This is a genomic window from Aeromonas sp. 602200 (assembly GCF_049173895.1).
In the GTDB taxonomy this organism is placed as follows: domain Bacteria; phylum Pseudomonadota; class Gammaproteobacteria; order Enterobacterales; family Aeromonadaceae; genus Aeromonas; species Aeromonas veronii_A.
The window spans coordinates 1-26,226 of sequence record NZ_JAAKSL010000011.1; the positions used below are offsets into that span (position 1 = coordinate 1).

The window sequence follows — 26,226 nt, forward strand, 5'->3', positions numbered from 1 at the left end:
AAAGGCCTTCCCAGATGGGAAGGCCTTTTTGCTATGGGCGGTTTTTACCCACTAACCCCGATGGTTGCACACCAGAATCAACACAAAGCCCGGTTTCATAACCGGGCTTTTGTATTTTTAGCGCCTTAAACCACCAATATCTGGCTTTTCTCTGCCAAGTAAGAGTGCCAGATAGCCGATTATTTCCACCATTTTCTGGCTATATCCGAGCCTTATCAGCCATTTGAGCGAGTTTACAGGCGGCCAAATCAGCCTTCTGCTGCCTGCTGGCTACAGGGCAGTTCCATATTGATCACCCCCTCTTCCATCTGCACATCGATCTTGAAGGCCAGCAGCTTGGCTAGGTTGGGAATACCGAGATTGCCGTATTAATCAGGTATCGTTCAAGCAAAGAGGCCTTCCCGACGGGAAGGCCTCTTTGCTTTATGTATCAGCTGATTACCATCACTCGGTCGATTTATCAGGGCTTCTCTTTGTTGCCAATGCTCAGGCCGAGCTTGATGGAGAGGGCTGCCAGTAACAGCAGCATCATGATCAGGGAGAAGAAGTTGCTGCCAAGCTCCGGGTATTGCACCTTGAGCAGCGCGGAGTGGCCGAAGACACCGATAAAGAAGCAGAGCAGGGTGCAGATGGGGGTGTTGCCCACCATGGGTTCATGGCGATAGTGCTGGAACAGCTGATAGGCCGCCAGCCAGAGGGCAATCAGCGGGAAGAAGGAGAAAGGCACGACCGAGTTGGTCAGCACGGCCAGAGAGGCATCGCCACAGATACCAATCAGCATGGCCATGGCGAGCGGTTTTTTCGGGATCATAAGCTGTTCAGTCATATCGTTCTCCATCCTGTGGTCATGGGTGAGGTTCACGGCGCTTCTGGTTTTGTACCTCGGCGCCCATGGCGATCATCCGCAGTTGGCGAATTGTTCGGTCGGAGAGTGCACGGCACTCTTCGCTGGTCATGTCGAGTGCATCGGCACCGGCACTGAAGACGATGGTGACCATGGCTTCTGCCTGGATGTAGGCATCTTCCCGTGGTGCTTCGGTGGTGGCTTCCAGATAATCGGTCAGCTCTGCGATAAAGTGCTGGATTTCGCGAGCCACCGCCTGACGAAAGGCGGCCGAGGTGCCGGAGCGTTCCCGCAGCAGCAGCCGGAAGATGTTGGGGTTGTTCTCGACAAACTCCATAAAGGTCTGCACCGAGGTGCTGATGACACTGCCACCACCGGCAATGCGCTGGCGTGCCTGGCGCATCAGTTGGCGCAGGGTAAGGCCTCCTTCGTCAACCAGGGTCAGGCCCAGTTCCTCCATATCGCGAAAGTGGCGATAGAAAGAGGTGGGCGCGATACCCGCTTCGCGAGCGACTTCCCGCAGGCTGAGATTGGAGAAACTCCGATTGGCGCACAGTTGGCTGAATGCAGCATCGATCAATGTACGCCGGGTTTTTTCTTTTTGTTGAGCGCGAATACCCACGAAATCAGTCACCTTCAGCTTAACGAGGACAAATGATAACCCGAAGGCGCCTCAGGATCAGGTTTGTATCCTATTTTTTTACCATTGACCGTGAGGAAATCACCATAGAAAATGGCTAACAGCTGTTCGCTGAAAGGATGCAATGAGATGGCCAGACCCCCCATTATTTTCACCAATACCCTGCTGTTCTCCCTCTCCGGGATAGTGGCGTTGATTGTCGTGCCCTGGTACGGCGTGAGCCACGGTTACGATCTCTGGCAGTGGGCCAGTTTCCTGTTGTTGTTCTGCCTTAGTGGTCTCTCCATCACCGCAGGCTATCACCGGCTCTGGTCGCACAAGGCCTACAAGGCGCACCCCGCTTTGCAGTGGTTGTTTGCCATCGGCGGTGCGTTGGCGCTGCAGAATTCGGCCCTGCACTGGTCGGCCGATCACCGCCATCACCATCGTCATGTGGATGACAACGATAAAGACCCCTACAGCGCGGGGCGCGGCTTCTGGTATTCCCACATCGGCTGGATGCTGCGGGAGCATCAGGGAGATCGCTATGGCGATTACAATAATGTGCGTGACCTGCAGAACAACCCGGTGGTCGCGTTTCAGCACCGTCACTATCTGACGCTGGCGCTGGCGGCCAATCTGGGGCTGCCGCTGCTGCTCGGCCTATGGCACGGGGATATGCTCGGCATGTTGCTGTTGGCAGGCGTGCTGAGAATGGTGATGACTCACCACACCACCTTCTTCATCAATTCGCTGGCCCACATCTGGGGCAGTCAGCCCTATACCGACCGCAATACCGCTCGCGATAACGGCATCCTGGCTTTTTTCACCTTTGGCGAGGGGTACCACAACTTTCACCACCTGTTCGAGAATGACTACCGCAATGGCATTCACTGGTGGCAGTTCGATCCGACCAAGTGGTTGATCCGGCTCGCCTCCTGGTGCGGTCTGGCGGGAGATCTCAGATCTTCGCCGGAGGAGCGTATCGAACAAGCCCGGCTGCAGATGCAGCTGAAACGGGCACAAGCCAAGTTGCGCAAGCAGGAAGATCGCGAACTGTGGCAGGCGCTGCTGCAGGAGGAGTACGACAAGCTGAGCCAGCAGTTGCAACACTATTACGCTAGTCGCAAGCGGCTGCTGGAGCTGCGCAAGCGCAAGGCGCTGGCGCGCTATGACCGCCTCAAGCTGCAACTGGAGTACCGGGCCCTGCGTGACGGCTTTATCGCTGGTAAACGCAACTGGAGTCGCCTGCTGGCAGGCATTGCATGATGCCTTGCCGGGGTATCACACATACTAAAAGAGAAGACCGCCTGCTGGCGGTCTTCTCTTTGGTATGCATGTTTGAACGGGCTAGTTGGTTTGGCTCTGCTGTTGCTGCAACTGATCCAGTGCCTGCTGCTCCTGCTGGCTGAGACCCAGCTGTTCACAGGCCTGCTCAAAGCTGATCCCCAGATAGCGCATCATGATATCCAATAACGGGAGGGCTTAGTTGGCTTGGCTCTGCTGTTGCTGCAATTGATCCAGTGCCCGTTGCTCCTGCTGGCTGAGACCCAGTTGTTCGCAGGCCTGCTCAAAGCTGATCCCCAGATGGCACATCATGATATCGATGGCGGGCAGATAATTCTTCATAGCTTCTTCCATGGTGATCCTCCAGACCCGTCACTTATGCCCTGAACCACTCGGGGCGGCAATTAGACTTTAGGCTTAGTCTGTCCATTTGATCAGCACCCCTGCCACTGGGGTAGGGAATTTGTTACCCTGCACCATGATAAAAACGGTTGCCGTATGACTGCGAGCAACAGGTGAGGAGCAGGGCATGTTATTGAGTTTCTTGATCATCGCTTCAGGTTGGTGGCACATCCGTGCTGCCTACGGTTCAGACAGCCGCCAGTTCTATATCAGCAAGCCGCTGACCATGCTGTTTATCATCGCGTTGGCGTTCGGCTACCAGAGTTATGACCACGACGGTTCCCACGCCTGGATCCTGCTCGGCCTCTGCCTCTCGCTGGCGGGCGATGTGCTGCTGATGCTGCCAAGCGATCGCTTCATTCAAGGGTTGGCGGCATTTCTTGTCGCGCATCTCTGCTATATCGTCGGCTTTGCCCAAGGACCGCTGCTGCTCAATCTGGTGGACGGCTTGCTACTGTTGCTGATTGCTGGCATGGTATTTGGCCTGTTGTGGGGCAAGCTGGGAGAGATGCGGATCCCGGTCTTTTGCTACATGCTGGTGATTATCGGCATGGCCTGGGTGGCCGCCGGTGCCTGGCACGCCTCTCTCACTGCCGGTTCTGCCGCAGCGTTGGTGGGGGCACTGATGTTCCTCTTCTCCGACAGCATGCTGGCGCTCGATCGCTTCCGCCGCCCCTTTCCCCACGCCCGCGCTTGGGTGATGAGCAGCTATTTTGCGGCACAATTCCTGATTGCGGGCTCGCTGGCGGGATAACACCACGTGGTGGAGTACAGGTAACAGATAAAGAAAAACGGGCATTGGCCCGTTTTTCGTTTTATGCCCGGTGGTTTTCACTCCTCTAGCGGTTCGGCATCCGCTGCCCGTGGGGCGGGGGATTTGAGCAACAGCATCAGGCCGCTGGCGATCAGCAGGAAGATCCCCATGATGTAGAACACCTGGTTGTAGGCCATGATGGCCGCCTCCCGGTTGATGGTATTGGCCAGCATGGCGTGGGCTTGCTGCTGGGCAATCTCGGGGCCTGACCCCTGCGCCATCATGCTCTGGGCCAGCTGCAGCAGATAGGTTTGTCCCTCGATGCTGCTGGCGGCCAGAGTGCTGCCAATTTGCAGCACATGGGTGCGGGTATCGTTGTCGAGCAGGGTCGCGATGATGGCGATACCGAACGCACCACCGAGGTTGCGCAGTACGTTGAGCAGGGTCGAGGAGGAGGGGATCTCGTCGTGGCTCAGGCTGGCGGTGGCGACCAGGGAGAGCGGCACCATGATGAAGGGCTGCCCCAGCGCCCGCACGATAAGCGACTGGATCAGCTGCGGCCCGGCGTAGTCGGCACTCATGTTGACGTTCATAAAGCAGCTGACGGCGAAGATAAGGAAGCCGAAGCTCACCAGATAGCGCGGGTCTATCTTGTGGGTCAGTTTGGGCACCAGCGGTAGCACCAGCAGTTGCGGCAGCCCCATCCACATCAGGACTTCGCCGATCTCCAGCGCGTTGTAGTTGTGGATCTGGGTCATGTAGAGCGGCAGCACATAGATGGAGCCCATCAACGCCATGCCGAGGATCAGATAGGCGAAGCAGGCCAGCGCGAAGCGCGGGTTGTGCAGCAACCGCAGATTGACCAGCGGGTGACGGCGGATCAGCTGGCTGATGACGAAGAACACCAGCGCCACTGCCGAGATGACCGCCAGTCGCACGATGAAACTTGAGCCGAACCAGTCTTCCCGATTGCCCTCTTCCAGTACCACCTCCAGCAGGCCGAGGCCAAGTGCCATGGTGACAATCCCGATGAGGTCTACCCGCTTGATCACGGCCCAGTCCACCGGTTTTTTATCAAGCCCGTGGGCCAGCATGGCCATCACCAGCAGTCCCGGCGGCACGTTGAGATAGAAGATGTAGTGCCACGACATCTGCTCGGTGAGCCAGCCGCCGAGGGTCGGACCGATGGCGGGGGCGAAGGTGGCACAGAGGCCAAACAGCGCCATGCCGGTGGCCCGCTTTTGTAGCGGCAACAGGGTGACGATGAGGGAGAAGGCCATCGGGATCAGCGCCCCGCCGGTGAAGCCCTGCAGCGCCCGGAAGACGATCATGCTGGTGAGGTTCCAGCTGAACGAGCAGAGCACGGAGGCGGCGATAAACGCACTGGTGGTCCAGAGCAGGTAGCGGCGCACGCTCAGCCCCCGGCTCAGCCAGCCGCTCAGGGGGATGGCGATCATCTCCGCCACCAGATAGGAGGTGGAGATCCAGGAGCTTTCGCTCAGGGTGGCCGACAGGGCCCCCTGAATATCCTTCAGGGAGGCATTGGTGATCTGGATATCGAGGATGGCCATGAAGGCGCCGATAAGCCCCCCCATGACCGCGATCCAGTTGCGACGTGGAATGGGTTCCATCAGTTGGCAGCCACCACGGGCTCAGGAGTGCGGGTATCCACGATCACTTCGGTGGAGAGACCCGGCAGCAGCTTGCCTGCCAGCGGGCCTGGCTCGGGGATGCGGATCTTCACCGGTACCCGCTGCACGATTTTGGTGAAGTTGCCGGTAGCATTCTCCGGTGGCAGCAGGGCGAACTTGGCACCGGTGGCCGGGGCCAGGCTGTCGATGATCCCCTCGACCGGTTGATCCGGGTAGGCATCGAGCACCACTTCGACCTTCTGGCCCGGCTGCATATGGGCGAGCTGGGTCTCCTTGAAGTTGGCCTCGACCCACACCTGCTGCAGCGGCACCAGGCTGGCGACCTGCATGCCGGACTGGACGTAGAGCCCTTCCCGCAGGCTGCGCTTGCCTATGATGCCGTCGGCTGGCGCCCGCAGTTCGGTGTAGCCGAGCTCCAGCTTGGCCTGCTCCAGTTGTGCTTCGCTCAATGCCAGCTTGGCCAGATTCTGTTTGCGTTCGGCATCCAGTACCAGCAGTCGTTCACGGGCCGCCTGCAGGGCGGCTTGGGCCTCCCGGGCTTGCGCCTGATTGACCTGCAGGCCGGCACGCACCTCGTCCAGACTGTCTTGCGAGCTGTAGTGGCGCTGGTTGAGCTGACTGATCCGGTTGACCTGCTGGCTGGCGCGCAGCTGTTCGGCATTGGCGGAAGCGACCTTGGCCTCGGCCTGCTGGATCATGCTCAGTTGCTGGGTGCGGGTGGCGGCCAGATTTTCGGCCGTCGCCTGATTGAGGCGCAGGTCGGCTTCGGCCTCCGCGACCCTGGTTTTGTATTCGCGATCATCGAGCCGGGCGATCAGCTGGCCCGCTTTGACCGGCTGGTTGTCGGTGACCAGCACTTCGCGAATATAACCGGGTAGCTTGGAGCTGATCCCGGTCACTTCACTTTGCAGATAGGCGTTGTCGGTGCTTTCAAAATAGCGGCCGTGAAGATACCAGTAACCGGCGAACAGCAGACCGAGCAGCGCCAATATCATGGCTGCCAGCAGGGGAATTTTTTTGTGTTGACTCATTTTTGTGATTCCTGAACTTAAGGGGCGCAGGCTAACACTGGTCAATTGTTTCGATTAGTATTGGTTCACGAGATATACAGTTTCACTGGTGCAACAATGGATCTCAATGCCGCGTTAATTCTGGTGCGTATCGTCGACAAGGGCTCGTTTACGGGGGCCGCCCGCGAGCTGGGGATGACCAAGGCGATGGTCAGCCGCCGCATCGCCGAGCTTGAACAGCGGCTCGGAGTGCGTCTGCTCTATCGCTCCACTCGTCAGCTCACTTTGACCGAGGAGGGGGAGAAGTACTACCTGCACTGCAGCAAGGCGGTCGATGCCCTGACCGAAGCCGAACTGATGCTGAGCGCCAGCCAGCAGGAGGTGACCGGCACCCTCAAACTGGCGGTGCCTATCGAGACGGGGCAACTGGTGGTCGGGCGCCTGGTCGCCAAGTTTTTGCAGGCCTATCCCGCCCTGCAGGTGGAGCTGGAGCTGACCAACCGGGTGGTGGATCCCATCAGCGAAGGGCTGGATGCGGTGGTGCGGATTGGCGACATGAGCGACTCCAATCTGGCGGCGCGCCGACTCTGGAGCACCGGACGGCTGCTCTGTGCCAGCCCGGACTATCTGGCCCGCAGCCCGGTCATCGAGCGGCCGGAGGATCTGGCCAACCACGAGCGGGTGACGGTGAGCAGCGGGTTTCTTGCCTCTCACTGGTGCTTCGAGCTGGATGGCAGAGAGGTGCTGGTTGACCCCCCCTCCCGTTTTCGGGTCAATAATATTACCTGTGCCCGGGAGGCTGCGAAGGCGGGGCTGGGGTTGGCTTCGTTACCCGCTATGCTCTGTCAGGATGAGCTGGCCAGCGGCGAATTGGTGATCCTGCTGCCAGAGTGGCAGCAACCCAGGGTGCCGATTTATTTGTTGTTTCCGGAGCGGCAACTGATGCCGCGCAAGTTGCGGGCATTCATCGATTTCATGATTGAGAACGGCGCCGAGTTTGGCATCGACAAGTTGTTGTAAGGGGGAGCTATGGATAACTGGATCAATCTCTATCGCGCCTCACACACCCTGGAGGCGCACGCGTTGAAAGGGGCGCTGGAGGCGGAAGGGGTGCTGGTGCGCCTCAATGGCGAGGGGCTGTCAGGCGCCCTTGGCGAACTGCCGGTCGACATGTTGCAGGTGACCCTGATGGTGCGGGCCGAGGATCGCAGCAAGGCGGGACGGGTCATCGAGCGTTACCAGCAGCGTCAGGGTAACGGCTGGCTGTGCGGCCAGTGCGGGGAGGAGAACGGCGCCAACTTCGACGTCTGCTGGCGCTGTCATCACGATCCCCACGACAGCTGATCTTTCTTCCGCTAGCGCGGCGGGAACTCGATATCTTCCCCTGCGCTGGCATCGTGATAGGTCGCCAGATCCAGCTCGTTTTCGCTGCGGGCGATCAGCACCGACACCAGAATATCCCCCGATACGTTGACCGTGGTGCGTGCCATGTCGAGGATCCGGTCAATGCCTGCAATCAGTGCCACCCCTTCCAGCGGCAAGCCCACCGCCGTCAGGGTCAGGGTCAGCAGCATCAACCCGGTGCCCGGGGTGCCAGCGGTGCCGATACTGGCCAGGGTGGCGATGCTGATGATGGTCAGGTAATCGACCATGTGCAGATCCACCCCGAATGCCTGAGCCACGAACAGCGCAGTCACTCCCTGATAGAGGGCGGTGCCATCCATGTTGATGGTGGCGCCGATGGGCAGCACCTTGGCAGTGATGGCGGGGGAGACTCCCAGCCGCTTCTCGGCGCAGGCCAGACTGATGGGCAGGGTACTGCTGCTCGAGCTGCTGGTAAACGCAACCGCCTGGGCATCAACGATGCTCTTGAAGTAGTGCAAAGGATTGAGCCGTGCCAGCAGGAGCAGCAGGCCGCTGTAGACCCCGAGCACGTGCAGCAGGCAGCCGAGGTAGACGGCGCCGATCACCTTGAGCAGCGGCAGCAGCAGGTCGAGGCCGTATTTGCCGGTCATCCAGGCCATCAGGGCGCAGACACCGTAAGGGGCGAGCGCCATCACCATCTGGGTCAGCTTGAACATCCCCTCGGCCAACGAGGTGAAGAAGAGGATGGCGGGGCGGCCACGGCGACCGCTGGCGTTGAGGGCGACCGCCAACGCCACTGCAAAGACGATCACTTGCAGGATCTTGCCATCCACCATCGCCTGTACCGGGTTGCTCGGCACCAGATGGCTCAGCACGCTGGCCAGGGTGGGTTGGGTTGCCACACCGAGTCGCTGATGGGGCCCCATGTCGGCACCCATGCCGGGCTCCAGCAGCCAGCCCATCATCAGGCCGATGCAGATGGCGATGGCGGTCGAGAAGAAGTAGAGACAAATCGCCTTGCTGCCGATGCGGTCGAGGGCCTTGCCCTTGAGCAGCGAGGTGAGGCCGGCGATGACCGAACAGAAAATGAGAGGCACCATCAGCATCTGGATGGTGTTGACGAACAAGACGCCAAGGGGCTTGAGCAGCAGGGCTTGCTCTTCAAAGCCGACGCCCAGGCCGACGCCAATCAGCATGCCGATCAGGGTCTTGAGCCAGAGTGGTCGGCGGGTCCAGATCTGCCAGGGCTTGAGAGCCTCTCCATGGAACAGCATGACGCCAATATCCTTATACATTGTCTGCGATGGCCAAAAAGGGGCGCCAGTGTAGCGATCCCTGACGCGGGTTGCCACATTATCGACAAAGCGGTGGCGGTGACCACTCCCCTGACCAGGTAATGCGCAATTTATTGGCCTATATCAAGATCCCTCCGGGCGGGGAGATATTTAATTGGCATTAAATATGTTTATTATTGAGGTGAGAGATGTCGCAATCGGTTCATGGTCACGAAGTGATGGAGATGATGTTGGCACACGGGGGGCAATTTACCCGTGCCAGCCTGAAACAGGCGATGGCCGAGCGGTTCGGTGCCGAGGCCCGTTTTCATACCTGCAGCGCCAGCGAGATGGATGCGGAAGCGCTGATCGACTTTCTGGCTGCCCGCGGCAAATTCATCGACTCGGCCGAGGGTTTCCAGACCCGCGCCGACAAGATCTGCAACCACGGTTAATCTCGCTGCGAGCGCATCATGGCGCTCGCTCAATTCTTCGCCCTTTGCTATATTTCGCCCCCTCTCTTTTCCCTATTCAGGGCGTAGCCCGGGCGTTGTATGGATACTTTCTCTGCCGCAGTCATGCTGTTTCTGATCATGGATCCGCTGGGCAACCTGCCGGTCTTCCTCTCTATCCTGCGTCATATCGATCCCAAGCGGCGCCGCAAGGTGATGATCCGCGAGCTGCTCTTCTCGCTGGCCATCATGATGCTGTTCCTGTTCGTCGGTCAGCAGATTCTCGGCTTCCTCAACCTGCGGCAGGAGGCGGTCAGCATTGCTGGAGGCATTATCCTGTTCCTGATCGCCATCAAGATGATCTTCCCCAGTGAGGGGGGCGTGACCGGACTGGCGGCGGGCGAGGAGCCCTTCCTGGTGCCGATGGCGATCCCGATGATCGCCGGTCCTTCGATCCTCGCCTCTTTGATGCTGCTGGCCAATCAGGAGCCCGCCCGGATGGTGGACTGGTCGCTGGCGCTCTTTATGGCCTGGGCTGCCAGCGCGGTGATCCTGATGTTCTACGAGGTATTCAACAAGCTGCTGGGTGAGCGGGGACTCACTGCGGTGGAGCGGCTGATGGGGATGCTGTTGGTGATGATCTCGGTCCAGATGCTGCTGGATGGGGTACATCACTATCTGGCAGTGACCGGCCAAGGCTGAGTGGGTTACATGTTGAAATGAATGAAACGGGGCTACGCAGAGCCCCGTTCTTTTTTGTTGCCGAGAAGGCGTGCCGTCAGCCGTGAGTGGTCGCTGCGGGTTCCAGTTTGCTCATGATGAGGGAGAGCAGCAATTCCCGCAGCCAGCGGTGGCCCGGATCCTCGCTGTGACGCTGATGCCAGATCAGCAGGTGGGAGATGCTGTCCAACCCGATGGGTAGCGGCAGCTGCAACAGCGGATAGACCTGGGTAGCGTGGCGGGCGTAGAGCCTGGAGAGGGTCACTATCATGTCGGAGTGCATCCCCATCCGCAACGCCGCCTCGAAGGAGGGCACGGTTGCCTCGATACGCCGGTAGAGATCCTGCTCTGCCAGCTTGTGATCCAGCATCCAGCGGTCCCGCCCCTCGCAGTAAGTCTGCACATGGGGATAACTGAGGTAGTGCTCCAGATTCCAGTTGGGCTCCCGCAGCGCGGGGTGGTGCTGCTGCACCAGACAGGTGAGATCATCGACCGCCAGCACTCGCTGACAGATGCTGTCGGGCAGGGTATCGAGTCGATAATCGGAGCTGATGCAGTTCTCCCGCACCGCGAAGGCGATGTCCACCTGTCCCTGACTCATCTCGGTCAGACTGTTCTCGGTCCACTCCTCGTAACGCAAGCGGATCCTTGGTGCCTGCCGCTTCAGCTCGCTCAGGTAGAGCGGGGCAAATAGGGTAAAGGCGCTGTCCATGCTGGCGATGACGAACTCTCGCTCCGAGCTGGCGGGGTCGAACTCGGGCGGCTGGATCAGGTTGTCCAGCGACAGCAGGATGGGCTGCAACTGCTGTTGCAGCGCAAGGGCACGGCCGGTGGGTTCCAGCCCGTAGGCAGAGCGGATGAAGAGGGGATCATTGAAGGTATCGCGCAGACGGCCGAGGGCTTTGCTGACGGCGGACTGGCTCAGATGAAGGCGGCGTGCCGCCTTGCTGCCGTTGCGCTCCTCCAGCAGTACCTGCAGGATAATCAGCAAATTGAGGTCGATGCGACCCAGTTGTTCCAGCAGCATGATATGAATCCTCTTCAATTCTAAGATGAATTTATACCATTTGTTTTCATATCTTGGCGATCTTATCCTCGAATGGTCTCAGGTTCGCATGAACCACTGGTACAGGATGTAGCGGTTGAGGGGACATGTAGCACAATCAATATGGCGACCTCAGGGTCGCCCTATTTTTTGGCTATGATTTATTTGCTCACTTGCACCTGCCTTGATTTTGCCCAACAATCCCTGCGCTCTATTTTGATACAAGTAACAGATATCTCTTTGTGAGGGAGTATCCCTATGGGACTCGGTGGAATTCATATCTGGCATATGCTGATCCTCTTGCTGGTCGTTGTGCTGGTCTTCGGCAGCAAGCGTCTTGCCAGTGCAGGTGAGGATCTGGGGACCGCCATCAAAGATTTTCGCAAGGCGATGCGTGACGACGCAAATCATCCGAAATAAGCAGTAGGAGTAGAAAATGTCTGTAGACGAGAAAGTTGAACTGAACGAAACCTGTGACAGCTGCGGCTGTTTTGCCGAGATCGGCACCATCATCGGCGAAGGCGACGATGTGATGGAGCTGGTTATTGAAGCCGCGGCCGAGGCGGATGCCCGCGCCAAGCTGGCTGCCTATGAAGCACTGGCCAAACAGGTCACCGCCGAAGCTCAAGTGAGCAGCGAACTGACCCAGGGCGCCAACGGCGTGATCCTGAAAGCCCGCCTGCAATTCACCTGCACCGCCGAAAAACTGATTTTCGAAATGCGGGCCCGCTCTATCTGAGTTGTCTGATAACGCGGCAGGTTTGCCTGCCGTGTTGACCCTTCTGCTGTGGGTCGGCGTTCTATAGTTACTCTATCCCACAGACGTTTTGCCCGGCGCGAGTCGGCCAACAGAAGGCGTAAATATCATGACGCAGCGATGGATCTCTGCCCCCAATCCCACCCTTTATCGTGATCCGTGCTGCCAACAGGCAGCAGGCGTGACCTCAGCACAGGGGCAGCCATCGTGATGCGACGCTGGATTTGGGCTCTGCTGGCCCTCTGCTGTTTTTCCCTGCTGGCGGCTGAGCTCAAGCCGGTGCGTTTGCCCCAACCCGGGGACCTCGAAAGCATTCTGCAAAAGCGCGAACTCAGGGCTCTGGTGGTCTATGAGCGCGGTTTCTATTTTCTCGATCGCGGCACCCAGTACGGCATTCTGGTCAATCAGCTGCAAGGATTCGAGCGCTGGCTGAACAACACCTATCTCGCTAAAGAGAAGGTCAAACTCAAGGTGGTCTACATCCCGGTGCGGCAGGACAAGCTGCTGGACTATCTGACCGAGGGGCGTGGGGATCTGGTGGCGGCGACCATGACGGTGACCCCGACCCGGCGTGAACAGGTGGCCTTCTCCCGGCCGCTCATCTCTTCCATCGAGGAGTGGGTGGTTAGCCAGAACAGCCTGCCCGCCTTCAGCCGCATTACCCAGCTCTCCGGCAGGCGGGTCTGGGTGCGGGCCAGCTCCAGCTACTACGAGAGCTTGCGCCAGCTCAACTGGTTGTTTCGCGAGTTGGGGCTGCCCCCCGTCTATATCGAGACGGTGCCCGAATATCTACAGGATGGCGATCTGCTGGAGATGGTGGCCGCCGGCATTATTCCCCTGACGGTGACCGACAGCTACAAGGGGCGGATCTGGCTGAGTGGCATGATCTCCGGTCTCAAGGCTCACAAGTTGATCCCCCTGCGCAGCAACGGCACCAGTGGCTGGGCGCTGCGCAAGAACAGCCCCGAGCTGCTGAAAGCGGTCAATGGCTATCTGGCGAGCGTCAGCCGCAACAGCCTCTACAGCGACATGACCCTGCGCCGGTTGCTGGTTCACAGCGAGCAGATGAGCAATATCCTGGCGCCAGATCCCATGGGGCGCCTTGCGACCATTCGCAAAGTGCTGGAGAAGTACGCCAATCAATACGATCTCGACTGGCTGATGCTGGCGGCGCTCGGCTACAAGGAGTCCGGCCTCAATCCCAAGGCGCGTTCGCACAAGGGGGCCGTGGGCATCATGCAACTGCTGCCCAGCACGGGGCGGGAGGTCGGCATCAACGGCGCCAGACTCACCACGCTGGAGGGCAATGTGGAGGCCGCCTGCCGCTACATGCGGTTGATCCTCGATACCTACTTCAATGATCCCAAGCTGGATCGGCTCAACCGCCACCTGTTTGCCCTCGCCGCCTACAACGCCGGGCCAAACCGGGTGCAGGCGCTGCGAGGCAAGGCGGAGAAACTGGGGTTCGATCCCAACGTCTGGTTCGGCAACGTAGATCAGCTGGTGGCCAACGAAGTCGGGCAGGGGCCGATCAACTATGTCGGCACCATCTACAAGTACTACGTAGCCTATCGTTTCAGCTTGCCCCAGATCGAGGGTAAGGCTGCCGCTATCGAAGCTGCTCAGCCCTGAGCCGGTTGACCGGCAGGGTCGCCTGCACGGTCGGCAATTGCCAGCCACCGTCCCTGTGTTGCAGGAACCAGTGGGCGGGGCCGGTGGCCGGGATGAGATCTGGCTGGCTGAGCTGGCCCAGATAGCGCAACATCGGGGTATCATGCAGTTCCATCAGCAACTCCTTTTGAATATGTGAAGAGGCTCGCCAGCGTTATGACACCCGGCCATGACAGCAGGATGACACCATGATCCCCGGATCCTTTGCCCTGATCGACGATCCCCAGCTGGCGCTCAAGGTGCGTTGTCACTGGATCCGCCATGCTCGCGAGCGGATCCAGGCGCAGTACTACAGCTGGGAAGAGGACAGCAGCGGCAAGCTGCTGCTGAGCGAGCTGCTCCACGCCGCTCGGCGCGGCGTCAAGGTGCAGCTGCTGGTGGATGATCTCTATGCCGGTGACAACCGCTTTCTGGAGATGGTGGCTCACTACCCCGGGATCGAAGTGCGGCTGTTCAACCCCTTCTGGCTGCGGGGCTGGCGCCCGCTGGCACTGCTGCTGGAGGGGCTGCTCAGCTTTCGCCGCATCAACCACCGGATGCATAACAAACTGCTGCTGGTGGATGGCAAGCTGGCGCTGATCGGCGGGCGCAACATAGGCGATCGCTACTTCGGTCTGGATCCGCAAGCCCCCTTCGTGGATCTCGATCTCGCCTGTCAGGGGGGACTGTGCCAGCAGATGGCGCAGGGGTTCGAGCAGTTCTGGCACAGCCGTTGGAGTCACCCCATCCGCCATCTGCTGCGCCGCGAGCTGCTGCCCGCCGAAATAGAGGTGGTCAACGACTTCCTGTTCACCATGACGGATCCGGCGGTGGCGACGGTCTATGATCTGCCCGCGGCGCTGTTTGACGAGAGCGATGTACCGCTGCAGTGGCACGAGGGGCGGGCAGAGGTATGGTTCGACCGTCCCGGCAAGGGGCTCATCTCCCGTCCCACCACCGCCCGTCAGCTCTGGCGTCAGCTGGCTGACAATCCAGGCTCGCTGGGGTTGGTGACCCCTTACCTCATCCTTACTCGCGGGTTTCGGCACCGTCTGGCGCGGCTACGTCAGCAGGGGGTCGCCATCGACATTCTCACCAACTCGCTGGCCAGCACCGATGTGCCGCTGGTCTATGGCCCCTATCAGCGCTATCTCGGCTGGTTGCTGCGCCGCGGGATCCGGGTCGCCGAGTTTGATCATGGCCACGGCAGCCTGCACGCCAAGCTGATCCTGCTGGGGAAGGAGCGGGCGCTGTTTGGCAGCCTTAATCTCGATCCCCGCTCGCTGTTTCTCAATACCGAACTGATGCTGCATCTGCACTGCCTGCCGATCTGCGAGGCGCTGCGAACGTGGCTGGCTCGCTGGCAGGAGCAGGCCGGTGGATTGCCGCGCAAACCCGAGGGGTGGCCAAGGCGACTGATAGCCCGTCTGAGTGACTGGTTGCCCCTGCGCCGTTGGCTGTAAGGCAGCCATTTTTTGTGCGAGATCTCGCAAAGCCTTGTAAGCCATTGCTGATGCCCTTTGCGGGTGAATAACCATGAATGAATCTATCTTGCTGTTTTATAACAATTTAGTGGTGATGATAAGGCTGTTTTTTGTACTCTGATGTGAATGGAATTAGCATAAAAACGTTTTTTATTTTGTTTTTATGCGTAATATTTCAGTTGCAAGGACAAACACGGCGGCTTGTCTGCCGTGTGGACGAAGGTTGTAACGGGTAGCTGGCCGGTTGCATTGCTGCAATTGGCGCGTACTTAAGATGGGTCGCGAACTATCGGAAAGTGAAACAGAGACCTGGCGTGGCCGGACTCCAATATGGAACATGCTATTTGCGAGGGGGTGACATGGACATGTCACCCCACTTTTTTGGTTCTTTGGCGAGTCTCGAGCCAATGAACGTTGGCCGCCAGGGGGCTGGTAAATAGCCTGACACGATATGGACCACTCTCGACCGCATTGAATCTCGGCAGCCCAGGTGAATGTAAAAAGGCCCCCTTGCATTAGCGAGGGGGCCTTTTTATCGGCCAGCGATCAGGGAGATATCAGCCCTTGATGCGCTCGATGCGGCCACCCAGACCCTGCAGCTTCTGCTCGATGTCTTCGTAGCCACGGTCGATGTGATAGATACGGTCGACGATGGTGGAGCCTTCGGCCACGAAGCCGGCCAGTACCAGGCTGGCGGAGGCGCGCAGATCGGTCGCCATCACCTGGGCGCCCTTGAGTTGCTCGGTGTCACGGCAGATGGCCACATTGCCCTGCAGTTCGATGTCTGCACCCATCCGTACCAGTTCGGGAACGTGCATGAAGCGGTTCTCGAAGATGGTCTCGGTGACCATGCCGGTGCCTTTGGCGACGGCGTTCAGCACAGTGAACTGTGCCTGCATGTCGGTCGGGAAGGCCGGGTAGGGGGCAGTCTTGATGGTGACCGGTTTGAGGGTGCGGCCAGTCATGTCGAGGGTGATCCAGTCTTCACCCTTCTCAATCAGGGCGCCAGCCTCTTCCAGCTTGACCAGTACCGCTTCCAGCAGGGTCGGGTCTGTCTTGCGGCAGGTGATCTTGCCGCCGGTGACCGCTGCACCCACCAGGAAGGTACCGGTTTCGATGCGGTCAGGCTGCACGCTGTAGTTGCCGCCGTGCAGACGCTCGACACCGTCGATGGTCAGGGTATCGGTGCCCGCGCCCTGGATCTTGGCGCCCAGAGTATTGAGGAAGTTGGCCAGATCGACCACTTCCGGCTCGCGCGCGGCGTTTTCGATCACGGTGCGGCCATCAGCCAGGGTCGCGGCCATCATCAGGTTTTCGGTACCGGTCACGGAGACCATATCCATCAGGATGTGGGCGCCTTTCAGGCGGCCATCGACACGGGCCTTGATGTAACCATCTTCGATGGTGATCTTGGCGCCCATCAGCTCCAGGCCGTGGACGTGCAGGTTGACCGGACGGGCACCGATGGCGCAGCCGCCGGGCAGGGAGACGTCAGCCGCGCCGAAACGGGCAGCCAGCGGGCCCAGCGCCAGAATGGAGGCGCGCATGGTCTTCACCAGCTCGTAGGGGGCGACGTGGTTGTTCACCGCACCGGTCAGCACTGTGACGTTGCCGTTGACCTTGGTGGTCGCGCCCAGCATCTCCAGCAGCTTGATGGTGGTGCCCACATCTTTCAGGCGCGGCACGTTGGAGAGGTGAACCTCTTCATCACAGAGCAGGGTTGCGAACAGGATCGGCAGGGCGGCGTTTTTGGCGCCGGAGATGGTCACTTCGCCGTTGAGAGTACAACGACCATCGATTTTGAATTTGTCCATTTTTACTTCGTTACCAAATCAGGAGGGCAATAGGAATTTACGTTCGCGTTTCCACTCGGCGTCGGTGAACGCCTTGATGGAGAGGGCGTGAATGGCGTTGCTGGCGATCTTGTCCATCAGCGGGGCATAGATGGCCTGCTGCTTCTTGACCCGGCTCATGCCGTCAAACATGTCACCGACGGCGATCACTTGGTAGTGACTACCGTCCCCTTTGACATGGACTTCGGACAATGGCAGAGCCTCAAGGAGTATCGCTTCAATTTCAGAGACTTGCATTATGCGTCCTCAGTTGTGAGCGGGGTTGACTGAAACAGCCCGGCCACCCCGTAGAGGTTGGCCAGGGTATAGAAATCACTGGAGGCGCCCACCAGTTGCGGTGTGGCGCCTCGCGCTAATACGGCTTTGGCCCATTTGACCAGCAGGGCCAGTCCGGCGGAGTCGAGGGTGGTGACGCTGCCGAGCTCGAGCTGGTCGTCCTGCCACCATTCGGCGCGGCGTTGCCACAGGTCATTGACCTGTGGCGCCTGCAGTTCACCGCTGAGGGTCATGGTTTGAGTACCAGCGGCTTGGCGTTGTGCTCGCGCAACTGGGCGATCACCGCATCGATGCCGTTCTGGCGGATCAAACCGCCGAGCTCGCTCTGCTTGGCGGAGAGCAGGCTGATCCCCTCGGCCACCATGTCGAAGGCTTTCCACTCGCCGGTCTTGTTGTTCTTGCGCAGCTTGAACTCGAGGAAGATGTCCGGCTTGCCGGCCTCTTTCACGCTGACGTTGACGGCGGTGATATTGCCGCTGGGGGCTTTGCCCGGCTCGACCTTGACGGTCTGCTTGTCAAAATGGGCCAACGCATCGGCGTAGGAGCTCACCATGTACTCGGTGAACACCTCGACGAAGGCATTGCGCTGCGCTTCGGTGGTCTCTTTAATCTGGTTGCCAAGCACCTTGTAGGCGGCGAAGCGGTTGTCTACATAGGGCAGCAGCTCTTCGCGGATGATCACCCGCAGGTGATCCGGATTGCTCTTCACCTGGGCCTGATCGGCCTTCAGGCGGGCAAAGGTCTGCTTGGCAGCCTGATCAACCAGCGCGTTAGGGTCGGTGGCATCGACTGCGGCCTGGGCAGACAGGGAAAAGAGCATGCTGGTCATCAGACCCAGCAGCAGGGCGATTTTCTTGAACATGGTTACTCCTTCTTGCTGTCTGATTTGCTGTCGGAGGATTGGCTGTAGAGGAACTTGCCAATCAGATCTTCCAGCACGATGGCGGATTTGGTGTCTTCAATCAGGTCGCCATCCTTGAGCATCTCGGTGCCCATCTCCTCATCGCTGAAACCGGGGGCCAGACCGATGTACTGCTCGCCGAGCAGACCGGAGGTGAGGATGGAGAGGGAGCTGGTATCGGCAAACTCGCCAGCGCTCTTTTGCATCATCAGGGTCACTTCAGGCACCTGGGTTTTCGGGTCCAGTACGATATCGCTGACCCGACCGACCACCACGCCGCCGACCTTGACCGGCGAACGGACTTTCAGGCCGCCGATATTATCGAAATGCGCGCGCAGGGTATAGGTTTCTCCTTCCGGTTTGAAGCTCAAACCGGCCACTTGCAGGGCCAGTGCCAGAATGGCACCGATGCCAGCCAGCATGAAGGTGCCGACCAGGAATTCTACTTTGCTGAACTTCATCTTTACCTTATCCAAACATGACTGCAGTGAGTATAAAATCCAGGCCGAGTACGGCGAGGGATGAGTGGACCACGGTACGGGTCGTGGCCTGACTGATCCCGGCCGAGGTCGGCTTGGCATCATAGCCGTTAAAGAGCGCAATCCAGGTAACCACCAGGGCGAAGATCAGGCTCTTGATGGCGCCCTGCATGATGTCTTCACCCCAATCGACGGAGGCCTGCATGGCAGACCAGAAGCCCCCTTCGTCCACGCCGAGCCAGTCCACGCCGACCAGTTTGCCGCCGAAGATACCGATCAGGCTGAACATAAAGGCCAGCAGCGGCATGCTGATGACGCCAGCCCAGAAGCGGGGGGCAACCACCCGGCGCAGTGGGTCGACCGCCATCATCTCTAGGCTTGAAAGTTGCTCGGTGGCCTTCATCAGGCCGATTTCAGCGGTCAGGGCCGAACCGGCACGGCCGGCAAACAGCAGCGCCGTGACCACAGGACCCAGCTCCCGCAGCAGGGAGAGGGAGACCAGCGGCCCCAGGCTCTGCTCGGCGCCGAAATCCTTCAATACGTTGTAACCCTGCAGCGAGAGCACCATGCCGATGAACAGGCCGGAGACCAGAATGATGGCCACCGACTGTACGCCCACCACATACAACTGCTGGACAAGCAGCGGGAAGTGCTTGCGCGGCTCGGGTTTGCCCGCCAGCGCATGGAACAACATGATGGTGGCGCGACCGACGGAGCTGATAAACCGCACTCCGACCCGCCCCAGCTTGCTTATTTGACTTATCAACATCAGAGATCCTGTAGCAGATCGCCTGCCGGAAAATGAAACGGAACAGGACCATCGGGCAATCCTTTGAGGAACTGCTCGACTTCGGGATTGTGCTCCTCGCGCAGCTGATCCGGCGTACCGTGCGCCACCACCTTGCGATTGGCAATGATGTAGGCGTAATCGGCGATGCTCAGCACCTCTTTTACATCGTGGGTGACGATGACGGAGGTGATATCGAGGGCATCGTTCAGCTCCTTGATCAGCTTGACCAGCACCGCCATGGTGATGGGATCCTGCCCGACAAACGGCTCGTCATACATGATGAGGTCGGGGTCAAGGGCGATGGCCCTAGCCAGCGCCGCCCGGCGCGCCATGCCGCCGGAGAGCTCGGAGGGCATCAGTTTCGCCGCGCCGCGCAAGCCCACCGCTTGCAGCTTCATCATGACGATGGTGTGGATCAGCTCCTCCGGCAGGCCGGAGTGCTCCCGCAGCGGGAAGGCCACGTTGTCGTAGACCGTCATGCCGGTAAACAGGGCGCCACTCTGGAACAGCATGCTCATCCGCTTGCGCACTTCATAGAGGCGCGAACGGGAGAGGGGGGGGATGTCTTCCCCGTCAAACAGAATGTGACCGGACTCCGGCTTGAGCTGGCCACCGATCAGCCGCAGCAGGGTGGTTTTACCGATGCCGCTCGGGCCCATGACGGCGGTTACCTTGCCACGAGGAATGGTCAGGTTGATCCCGTCATACAACAGCCGATCTCCGTGACTGAAGGTCAGATCGGAGATGGTGATCAGGTCATTGTTCAAACAATTGTCCATCCGGTGTAAATGAGGTGCGAATTTTATGGGGTAGTCTAGGTCTAAGCAACAGCAAGGAACAACTATTGAACAGGCTGCAAGCCCATTTGCACGACAGTTTTCTGTAACAAAGTGCGTCATCGAGAGCGGGACTTGCCATCCGATTCGCTTATCCGGGCAGACTTTTTTATAATCCCGCAGCTAATTTCGGCCCGGAGCTGTGTCTTTATGTCTGTAAAGCCTGAGAAAGTGTCTGAACTGTTCGATTTTCGTCGCAGTGCCCGCGCGGTGCTGGACACAGAAAAGCAAGCCATTGATGGACTCTATCAGTATCTGAACGACGCCTTCGACAAGGCGTGCGAGATGGTGCTGCGCTGTGGTGGCAAGATAGTGGTCACCGGCATGGGCAAATCGGGCCATATCGGCAGCAAGATCGCCGCCACCCTCGCCAGCACCGGTACACCGGCCTTCTTCCTTCACCCGGGAGAAGCGAGTCACGGCGATCTGGGGATGATCTCCAGTGGCGACCTTATCATCGCTATCTCCAACTCCGGTGAGAGCGATGAAATCCTGGCCCTGCTGCCGGTACTCAAGCGCCGCGGCATTCCGCTCATCTGCATGACCGGTAATCCGGCCTCCACCATGGCCAAAGAGGCCAACGTGCACCTGTGTATCAAGGTGGAGAAAGAGGCCTGCCCGTTGGGTCTGGCACCCACTTCCAGCACCACGGCAACCTTAGTCATGGGCGATGCCCTGGCGGTCGCCCTGCTGGAAGCGCGCGGTTTTACCGCCGATGACTTCGCCCTCTCTCACCCGGGCGGGTCGCTCGGCAAGCGTCTGTTGCTGCGGGTTGGCGACCTGATGCACAGTGGCGAGCTGTTGCCCCGGGTGGGGATAGATGCCACCATCAGCCAGGCGCTGCTGGAAGTGAGCCGCAAGGGGCTCGGTATGACGGCGGTGGTCGATGGCAATGGCCTGCTGGCCGGGCTCTTTACCGACGGCGACCTGCGCCGCATTCTCGACCAGCAGATCGATATCCATCACACCCCCATCAGCCGTGTGATGACGGCCAACTGTGTTACCGTAGGTCCAGAGATGATGGCTGCGGAAGCCGTCAAGCTGATGGAAACGAGAAAAATCAACGGATTACTGGTCGTGGATGAAGAGAAACGCCCGCTCGGCGCCTTCAACATGCACGACCTGCTGAAAGCCGGAGTAATTTGATGCAAAACGTACCGACCCTCTATGGTCCGGTGACGCGCAGCCAGTTCGACAAGGCGGCGCAAATCCGCCTGCTGGTGTGCGATGTGGACGGGGTGCTCTCCAACGGCCTCATCTACATGGGAAACAACGGCGAAGAGCTGAAAACCTTCTGTACCCGCGATGGTGCGGGCATGCGAGCGCTGCTCAATGCCGGGATCGAGATCGCCATCATCACCGGGCGCAACTCCCGAATCGTCAGTGATCGGATGAAAAGCCTGGGGGTGGCTCATGTGGTGCAGGGGGCTGATAAAAAGCTGCCTCACTTCGAAGCGCTGCTGGCCAAGCTGGGGCTGACTGCTGAACAGGCCGCCTATATGGGCGATGACACCATCGATCTGCCGGTGATGGCCGCCTGCGGCCTGGGTATCGCGGTGGCCGATGCCCATCCGCTGGTGCTGAGTCGTGCCGATATGGTGACCCGGCTTGGCGGTGGCATGGGCGCGGTGCGCGAGGTGTGTGACCTCATTTTGCAGGCGCAGGGTCACGACGATTATCAGCACGAGGCCTCGGTATGAGCAGACAGACCCTGTTGTTTGCCCTGCTGTTTCTGGTTGCGCTGGTTGCCTGGCAGTTGGGCAAGGTTGAGCTGGTGCCGGAGAGCGCCGTCAAAATCGAAAACTATCAGCCGGATTTTGTCGCCAAAGATCTGGTGACCACCAGTTTTGATATCAATGGCAAGCGCACCGAGCGGTTGGAGTCGACCTACGCCGAGTATTATCAAATCCTCGAGCAGGCCAACTTCGACAAGCCGGTGGTCTACATGTATGACGATCAGGGTGCCGCCGAGTGGAAGGTGACCGCCGAAACCGGCGTGCTCAACACCGGCGACAACGTCATCCTGCGGGACAAGGTGCATCTGGATGGTCTGCTACCTACCTCTTTCATCTCCACACTGGATACTCCCTATCTGGAGCTGGATCTGGTGACACAGGATGTGCGCAGCAACCGGGAAGTGAACATTCTGGGTCGGGATTTCCAGACCCAAGGGGTTGGCCTCAAGGGCCATCTGGACCGCAAATATTTTGAGTTACTGGATCAAGGCCATGCCATCTATTTCAATGAAAAACGCTAATCTGGCCCTCGCAGCCCTATTGTTGTGTGGTGCGGTGACCGCCAAAGAGTCCGACTTTGCCGAGAAGGTCTACGTCGATGCCGTCAAACAGGTGGCCGAGATGCAGGACAACCGCATCACCTTCGAAGAGGATGTGACCATCAATCAGGGCACCATCCGGATCAAGGCTGACAAGGTGGTAGTGACCCGCTCCGGCGAGAAAGGGGCGGAGGTGATGACTGCCTACGGCAAGCCCGCCACCTTCTTCCAGATCCTGGATAACGGCAAGCCGGTCAATGCCCACGGCAATACCATCCGCTACGAGCTGAAGAACCGTCTGGTGACCATCACCGGCAATGGTCAGCTCAAGCAGGAAGATAGCCAGGTCAATGGCGATCTGATCCGCTACGACATCGTCAAACAGAAGATGATTGCCGAGAGCAAGAGCCCGAGCCAGCGGGTCAAAACCGTGTTCCTGCCGGATCAGGTAGAGAATTTCGACAAGCCCGCCGACCAGAATAAGCAGGGAAAATAAGCCATGGCAGTGTTAAAAGCAGTGGGCCTGCAGAAGAGCTACAAGCGCCGCATGGTGGTGAGTGACGTCAGCCTTGAAGTGGGCACTGGCCAGATTGTCGGCCTGCTCGGCCCCAACGGGGCGGGCAAGACCACCTCCTTCTACATGATAGTGGGGCTGGTGCAGCGCGATGCCGGTCTCATCACTATCGACGATCAGGACATCAGCCTGCAGCCCATGCATGTGCGGGCGCGCAATGGCATTGGTTACCTGCCGCAGGAGGCCTCCATCTTCCGTCGCCTGTCGGTGTTCGACAACCTGATGGGCGTGATGCAGACCCGCAAGGGGTTGAGTCGCGAGGAGCGTGAGGACAAGGTTCAGCAACTGCTGGAAGAGTTCAATATCACCCACATTCGCGACAACCTGGGTCAGAGCCTCTCCGGCGGTGAACGCCGTCGGGTCGAAATTGCCCGTGCGCTGGCGGCCGAGCCGCGTTTTATTCTGCTGGATGAACCCTTTGCAGGGGTTGACCCGATTTCTGTGATAGACATCAAGAAGATCATTCAGCATCTGAAAGATAGAGGCCTTGGCGTCTTGATTACCGACCACAACGTCAGAGAGACTCTGGACGTATGTGAGAAGGCCTATATCGTCAGCCACGGCAAGATGATTGCCGAAGGTGCACCGGCTGACATCCTTGCCGATGAGCAGGTCAAGCGCGTCTATTTGGGCGATCAATTCAGTCTATAGTAAGGGGGCATGCCTTCATTTCCTTTGACGAGTGCCTCGCTGAACATAAGGATATCCCGACGTAGATGAAGCCGACATTACAGTTGCGTCTCGGTCAGTCCCTGACCATGACGCCGCAATTACAACAAGCGATTCGTCTGCTCCAGCTCTCCACTCTGGAACTTCAGCAGGAAATTCAGCAAGCGCTCGAAAACAACCCTCTGCTGGAGCAGGAAGAGAGCGAGGCGCAAGAGACCAGTCCGGAAGCGCCGGTCGATGCCAGCCAGCTGGATTCCAGCGATGCCATGGCTCAGGAGCAGATGCCGGACGAGTTGCCGGTGGATACCACCTGGGACGAGGTTTACTCTGCCGGGACCGCCCAGAGCGCGGGCCCCATCCACGATGGGGAAGATAGCGTCTATCAGGGTGAAACCACCGAAAACCTGCAGGATTATCTGCTGTGGCAGATGCGGCTCACACCGTTCAGCGATGTCGATGCTGCCATCGCGCTCGCCATCATCGATGCCATCGACGAATCCGGTTATCTGACCGTTGCGCTGGAGGATATCCAGGCAGCCGTCACCAGCGATGACGTAGAGGTGGAACTCGATGAGGTCGAGGCGGTACTCAAGCGGGTGCAGCACTTCGATCCGGTCGGTATTGCTGCCCGTTCTGTGCAGGAGTGTTTGCTGATCCAGCTGGATCAGTATGACCCGCAGACCCCCTGGCTCAACGAGGCCAAGGAGGTGATCCTCGAGCACATGGAGCTGCTCGGCAACCGGGATTACCGCACCCTCGCCCGCAAGACAAAACTCAAGGAGAGCGACCTCAAGGATGTGCTGGATTTGATCCAGCTGCTGGAGCCGCGCCCCGGCAATGGCATCATCCAGAGCGACTCCCAGTACGTGATCCCCGACGTCTCCGTGGTCAAGAAGGGCAGCAAGTGGGTGGTCGAGCTCAATCCCGACTCCGCCCCCCGCATCCGGGTCAACGAGACCTATGCCGCCATGGCCCGCAACGCCCGCAGCAGCACCGACACCCAGTTTATTCGCTCCCATTTGCAGGAAGCCAAGTGGTTCATCAAGAGCCTGGAAAGTCGCAATGACACCCTGCTGAAAGTGGCCAGTTGCATTGTCGAGCAGCAACAGGGCTTTTTCGAGTATGGTGAAGAGGCGATGAAGCCGATGGTGCTCAATGACATCGCCGAAGCGGTGGAGATGCATGAGTCGACCATCTCCCGGGTGACGACCCAGAAGTACATGCATACCCCCCGTGGTATCTTCGAATTGAAGTTTTTTTTCTCCAGCCATGTGAACACCGAAGGAGGAGGAGAGTGCTCATCGACCGCAATTCGCGCGCTCATCAAGAAGCTGGTCACGGCAGAGAATCCTGCCAAGCCGTTAAGTGATAGCAAGATCGCGGATTTGCTGGCCGAACAGGGTATTATGGTGGCGAGACGCACGATCGCTAAGTATCGCGAATCCTTGTTTATCCCACCTTCCAATCAGCGCAAACGCCTGGTTTAGGCAAACAAAAGGATGATGTTATGCAAATTAACCTGACCGGACACCATGTCGAGATCACCGAAGCTCTGCGTGATTATGTGAATAACAAATTTGCCAAACTCGAGCGTCACTTTGACCACATCAACAATGTTCATGTGGTGCTTAGCGTGGAAAAACTGAACCAGATAGCGGAAGCCAAATTGCACGTCAGCGGTGGCGAAGTGTTTGCCAACTCTGAACATGCAGATATGTATGCTGCGATAGACACCTTGCTCGACAAGCTGGACAGGCAGATCATCAAGCACAAAGATAAGTTAAATAAAAAATAACCATGCAACTTGAACACATACTGAGTCGGGACTGCACCAAGAGTGCAGTCCCTTGTACCAGCAAGAAACGCGCCCTCGAAATCATCAGCGAGCTGGCCGCCGAACGCCTTGGCACCTCCCGTCAGGCGCTGTTTGAATGCTTGCTGGCCCGTGAAAAAATGGGTAGTACCGGGATCGGTGCCGGTATTGCGATCCCCCACGGTCGCATTGACGATGAGTTCCCGCCAACCGCGATCCTGATGACCTTTGCCGACCCTATTCCTTTCGACTCCATCGACAATCAACCGGTTGACCTGTTGTTTGCCTTGCTGGTGCCGGAAAGCGAGTGCAAGCAGCATCTCAAGACCCTTTCTCTGATGGCTTCCAAGCTGGGTGACAAGGCGGTTTGCCGCCAGTTGCGTCAGGCAACCAGCGACGAAGAGCTCTATCAGATCATGACCTCGGCCTGACAGCAGGCCAAGGA

At 58.9% G+C, this 26,226-nt stretch carries 33 protein-coding genes; 18 read left to right on the forward strand and 15 right to left on the reverse strand.

Features of this window, described 5'->3' with window-relative positions; translation table 11 throughout:
* Positions 1 to 460: 460 nt before the first annotated feature.
* On the reverse strand, positions 461 to 826 hold the full coding sequence (locus G5221_RS13565) for a YijD family membrane protein (protein ID WP_005339919.1): 366 nt from the start codon (positions 824 to 826) through the stop codon (positions 461 to 463).
* A gap of 19 nt (positions 827 to 845) precedes the next feature.
* Positions 846 to 1,466 (reverse strand): HTH-type transcriptional repressor FabR, encoded by a 621-nt coding sequence (gene fabR / locus G5221_RS13570; RefSeq protein ID WP_005339921.1) that lies wholly within the window; start codon positions 1,464 to 1,466, stop codon positions 846 to 848.
* Between the two features lie 147 nt (positions 1,467 to 1,613).
* On the opposite strand from fabR, the gene G5221_RS13575 reads away from it, so the two are divergent.
* Positions 1,614 to 2,732, forward strand: coding sequence for a fatty acid desaturase (locus G5221_RS13575; RefSeq protein WP_216952228.1), 1,119 nt, complete (start codon positions 1,614 to 1,616; stop codon positions 2,730 to 2,732).
* A 216-nt stretch (positions 2,733 to 2,948) separates the two neighbouring features.
* On the opposite strand, the gene G5221_RS13580 is transcribed toward G5221_RS13575, so the two are convergent.
* Positions 2,949 to 3,104, reverse strand: a complete 156-nt coding sequence (locus tag G5221_RS13580; RefSeq protein ID WP_164537866.1) for a hypothetical protein — start codon at positions 3,102 to 3,104, stop codon at positions 2,949 to 2,951.
* 175 nt (positions 3,105 to 3,279) lie between these two features.
* Here G5221_RS13580 and G5221_RS13585 point away from each other — a divergent pair, with 175 nt between their 5' ends.
* Positions 3,280 to 3,906 (forward strand): lysoplasmalogenase, encoded by a 627-nt coding sequence (locus G5221_RS13585; RefSeq protein ID WP_421223133.1) that lies wholly within the window; start codon positions 3,280 to 3,282, stop codon positions 3,904 to 3,906.
* A gap of 77 nt (positions 3,907 to 3,983) precedes the next feature.
* On the opposite strand, the gene G5221_RS13590 is transcribed toward G5221_RS13585, so the two are convergent.
* Together G5221_RS13590 and G5221_RS13595 are read right to left on the reverse strand one after the other, a co-directional pair.
* Positions 3,984 to 5,537, reverse strand: coding sequence for a DHA2 family efflux MFS transporter permease subunit (locus G5221_RS13590; RefSeq protein ID WP_421263405.1), 1,554 nt, complete (start codon positions 5,535 to 5,537; stop codon positions 3,984 to 3,986).
* A complete protein-coding gene (locus G5221_RS13595; RefSeq protein WP_421263406.1) occupies positions 5,537 to 6,589 on the reverse strand; it encodes an HlyD family secretion protein in 1,053 nt (350 codons plus the stop codon). The genes G5221_RS13590 and G5221_RS13595 overlap by 1 nt, the downstream gene beginning before the upstream one ends.
* Positions 6,590 to 6,685: 96 nt before the next feature.
* Here G5221_RS13595 and G5221_RS13600 point away from each other — a divergent pair, with 96 nt between their 5' ends.
* Entirely contained in the window at positions 6,686 to 7,588 is a 903-nt protein-coding gene (locus tag G5221_RS13600; protein ID WP_019444678.1) for a LysR family transcriptional regulator, read from the forward strand.
* A 9-nt stretch (positions 7,589 to 7,597) separates the two neighbouring features.
* Positions 7,598 to 7,912 carry a DUF2007 domain-containing protein gene (locus G5221_RS13605; RefSeq protein WP_005339933.1) on the forward strand — a complete coding sequence of 105 codons (315 nt, stop codon included), beginning with the start codon at positions 7,598 to 7,600 and terminating at the stop codon, positions 7,910 to 7,912.
* Between the two features lie 11 nt (positions 7,913 to 7,923).
* On the opposite strand, the gene G5221_RS13610 is transcribed toward G5221_RS13605, so the two are convergent.
* On the reverse strand, positions 7,924 to 9,207 hold the full coding sequence (locus G5221_RS13610; RefSeq protein ID WP_421263407.1) for a dicarboxylate/amino acid:cation symporter: 1,284 nt from the start codon (positions 9,205 to 9,207) through the stop codon (positions 7,924 to 7,926).
* 209 nt (positions 9,208 to 9,416) lie between these two features.
* Between G5221_RS13610 and G5221_RS13615 the strand changes: the two genes are divergently transcribed.
* Complete coding sequence (locus tag G5221_RS13615; RefSeq protein WP_201984085.1) at positions 9,417 to 9,662, forward strand: YecH family metal-binding protein; 246 nt, start codon at positions 9,417 to 9,419, stop codon at positions 9,660 to 9,662.
* Between the two features lie 99 nt (positions 9,663 to 9,761).
* Positions 9,762 to 10,361, forward strand: coding sequence for a YhgN family NAAT transporter (locus tag G5221_RS13620; RefSeq protein WP_042057060.1), 600 nt, complete (start codon positions 9,762 to 9,764; stop codon positions 10,359 to 10,361).
* 76 nt (positions 10,362 to 10,437) lie between these two features.
* On the opposite strand, the gene G5221_RS13625 is transcribed toward G5221_RS13620, so the two are convergent.
* Entirely contained in the window at positions 10,438 to 11,406 is a 969-nt protein-coding gene (locus G5221_RS13625) for a LysR family transcriptional regulator (RefSeq protein WP_005357635.1), read from the reverse strand.
* A 276-nt stretch (positions 11,407 to 11,682) separates the two neighbouring features.
* On the opposite strand from G5221_RS13625, the gene tatA reads away from it, so the two are divergent.
* The 3 genes from tatA (at position 11,683) to G5221_RS13640 (ending at position 13,813) form a co-directional block, all read left to right on the forward strand.
* Entirely contained in the window at positions 11,683 to 11,844 is a 162-nt protein-coding gene (tatA, locus tag G5221_RS13630; RefSeq protein ID WP_005339944.1) for a twin-arginine translocase TatA/TatE family subunit, read from the forward strand.
* Positions 11,845 to 11,860: 16 nt separating this feature from the next.
* Positions 11,861 to 12,163, forward strand: a complete 303-nt coding sequence (locus G5221_RS13635) for a YfcZ/YiiS family protein (protein WP_101531245.1) — start codon at positions 11,861 to 11,863, stop codon at positions 12,161 to 12,163.
* A gap of 228 nt (positions 12,164 to 12,391) precedes the next feature.
* Positions 12,392 to 13,813: a transglycosylase SLT domain-containing protein gene (locus G5221_RS13640; RefSeq protein WP_421263408.1), complete on the forward strand. Its 1,422-nt coding sequence runs from the start codon at positions 12,392 to 12,394 to the stop codon at positions 13,811 to 13,813.
* Here the strand turns inward: G5221_RS13640 and G5221_RS13645 are convergent.
* Positions 13,791 to 13,967 (reverse strand): hypothetical protein, encoded by a 177-nt coding sequence (locus G5221_RS13645; protein WP_200879906.1) that lies wholly within the window; start codon positions 13,965 to 13,967, stop codon positions 13,791 to 13,793. The genes G5221_RS13640 and G5221_RS13645 overlap by 23 nt on opposite strands.
* Before the next feature lie 73 nt (positions 13,968 to 14,040).
* Between G5221_RS13645 and G5221_RS13650 the strand changes: the two genes are divergently transcribed.
* Entirely contained in the window at positions 14,041 to 15,294 is a 1,254-nt protein-coding gene (locus G5221_RS13650) for a phospholipase D-like domain-containing protein (protein WP_421263409.1), read from the forward strand.
* Between the two features lie 578 nt (positions 15,295 to 15,872).
* On the opposite strand, the gene murA is transcribed toward G5221_RS13650, so the two are convergent.
* From murA to mlaF, 7 genes are read right to left on the reverse strand one after another with little or no spacing between them, the layout of a single operon-like run.
* Positions 15,873 to 17,129, reverse strand: a complete 1,257-nt coding sequence (gene murA, locus G5221_RS13655) for a UDP-N-acetylglucosamine 1-carboxyvinyltransferase (RefSeq protein WP_005336355.1) — start codon at positions 17,127 to 17,129, stop codon at positions 15,873 to 15,875.
* 18 nt (positions 17,130 to 17,147) lie between these two features.
* Positions 17,148 to 17,405 (reverse strand): BolA family iron metabolism protein IbaG, encoded by a 258-nt coding sequence (gene ibaG / locus G5221_RS13660; RefSeq protein WP_005306001.1) that lies wholly within the window; start codon positions 17,403 to 17,405, stop codon positions 17,148 to 17,150.
* Positions 17,405 to 17,677, reverse strand: coding sequence for an STAS domain-containing protein (locus G5221_RS13665; protein WP_279500655.1), 273 nt, complete (start codon positions 17,675 to 17,677; stop codon positions 17,405 to 17,407). The genes ibaG and G5221_RS13665 overlap by 1 nt, the downstream gene beginning before the upstream one ends.
* The gene (locus G5221_RS13670; protein WP_005336350.1) at positions 17,674 to 18,306 is read right to left on the reverse strand and encodes an MlaC/ttg2D family ABC transporter substrate-binding protein; all 633 of its coding nucleotides are present in this window, start codon (positions 18,304 to 18,306) and stop codon (positions 17,674 to 17,676) included. The genes G5221_RS13665 and G5221_RS13670 overlap by 4 nt, the downstream gene beginning before the upstream one ends.
* Before the next feature lie 2 nt (positions 18,307 to 18,308).
* On the reverse strand, positions 18,309 to 18,806 hold the full coding sequence (gene mlaD / locus G5221_RS13675; protein ID WP_005336348.1) for an outer membrane lipid asymmetry maintenance protein MlaD: 498 nt from the start codon (positions 18,804 to 18,806) through the stop codon (positions 18,309 to 18,311).
* A gap of 7 nt (positions 18,807 to 18,813) precedes the next feature.
* On the reverse strand, positions 18,814 to 19,593 hold the full coding sequence (gene mlaE / locus G5221_RS13680; protein ID WP_005341787.1) for a lipid asymmetry maintenance ABC transporter permease subunit MlaE: 780 nt from the start codon (positions 19,591 to 19,593) through the stop codon (positions 18,814 to 18,816).
* Complete coding sequence (mlaF, locus tag G5221_RS13685) at positions 19,593 to 20,393, reverse strand: phospholipid ABC transporter ATP-binding protein MlaF (RefSeq protein WP_421263410.1); 801 nt, start codon at positions 20,391 to 20,393, stop codon at positions 19,593 to 19,595. The genes mlaE and mlaF overlap by 1 nt, the downstream gene beginning before the upstream one ends.
* A gap of 207 nt (positions 20,394 to 20,600) precedes the next feature.
* Here mlaF and G5221_RS13690 point away from each other — a divergent pair, with 207 nt between their 5' ends.
* The 8 genes from G5221_RS13690 (at position 20,601) to ptsN (ending at position 26,212) form a co-directional block, all read left to right on the forward strand.
* Complete coding sequence (locus G5221_RS13690) at positions 20,601 to 21,596, forward strand: KpsF/GutQ family sugar-phosphate isomerase (RefSeq protein WP_058057518.1); 996 nt, start codon at positions 20,601 to 20,603, stop codon at positions 21,594 to 21,596.
* Entirely contained in the window at positions 21,596 to 22,150 is a 555-nt protein-coding gene (gene kdsC / locus G5221_RS13695) for a 3-deoxy-manno-octulosonate-8-phosphatase KdsC (RefSeq protein ID WP_149151982.1), read from the forward strand. The genes G5221_RS13690 and kdsC overlap by 1 nt, the downstream gene beginning before the upstream one ends.
* Positions 22,147 to 22,707: an LPS export ABC transporter periplasmic protein LptC gene (gene lptC / locus G5221_RS13700; protein WP_421263411.1), complete on the forward strand. Its 561-nt coding sequence runs from the start codon at positions 22,147 to 22,149 to the stop codon at positions 22,705 to 22,707. The genes kdsC and lptC overlap by 4 nt, the downstream gene beginning before the upstream one ends.
* Positions 22,694 to 23,221, forward strand: a complete 528-nt coding sequence (lptA, locus tag G5221_RS13705) for a lipopolysaccharide transport periplasmic protein LptA (protein ID WP_421263453.1) — start codon at positions 22,694 to 22,696, stop codon at positions 23,219 to 23,221. The genes lptC and lptA overlap by 14 nt, the downstream gene beginning before the upstream one ends.
* Before the next feature lie 3 nt (positions 23,222 to 23,224).
* A complete protein-coding gene (gene lptB, locus G5221_RS13710; protein WP_005336333.1) occupies positions 23,225 to 23,950 on the forward strand; it encodes an LPS export ABC transporter ATP-binding protein in 726 nt (241 codons plus the stop codon).
* Positions 23,951 to 24,015: 65 nt separating this feature from the next.
* Positions 24,016 to 25,455: an RNA polymerase factor sigma-54 gene (locus tag G5221_RS13715; protein ID WP_149151984.1), complete on the forward strand. Its 1,440-nt coding sequence runs from the start codon at positions 24,016 to 24,018 to the stop codon at positions 25,453 to 25,455.
* Between the two features lie 20 nt (positions 25,456 to 25,475).
* Positions 25,476 to 25,763 (forward strand): ribosome hibernation promoting factor, encoded by a 288-nt coding sequence (gene hpf, locus G5221_RS13720; RefSeq protein ID WP_005336323.1) that lies wholly within the window; start codon positions 25,476 to 25,478, stop codon positions 25,761 to 25,763.
* A 2-nt stretch (positions 25,764 to 25,765) separates the two neighbouring features.
* Positions 25,766 to 26,212, forward strand: a complete 447-nt coding sequence (gene ptsN / locus G5221_RS13725; protein ID WP_005336322.1) for a PTS IIA-like nitrogen regulatory protein PtsN — start codon at positions 25,766 to 25,768, stop codon at positions 26,210 to 26,212.
* Positions 26,213 to 26,226: the final 14 nt, after the last annotated feature.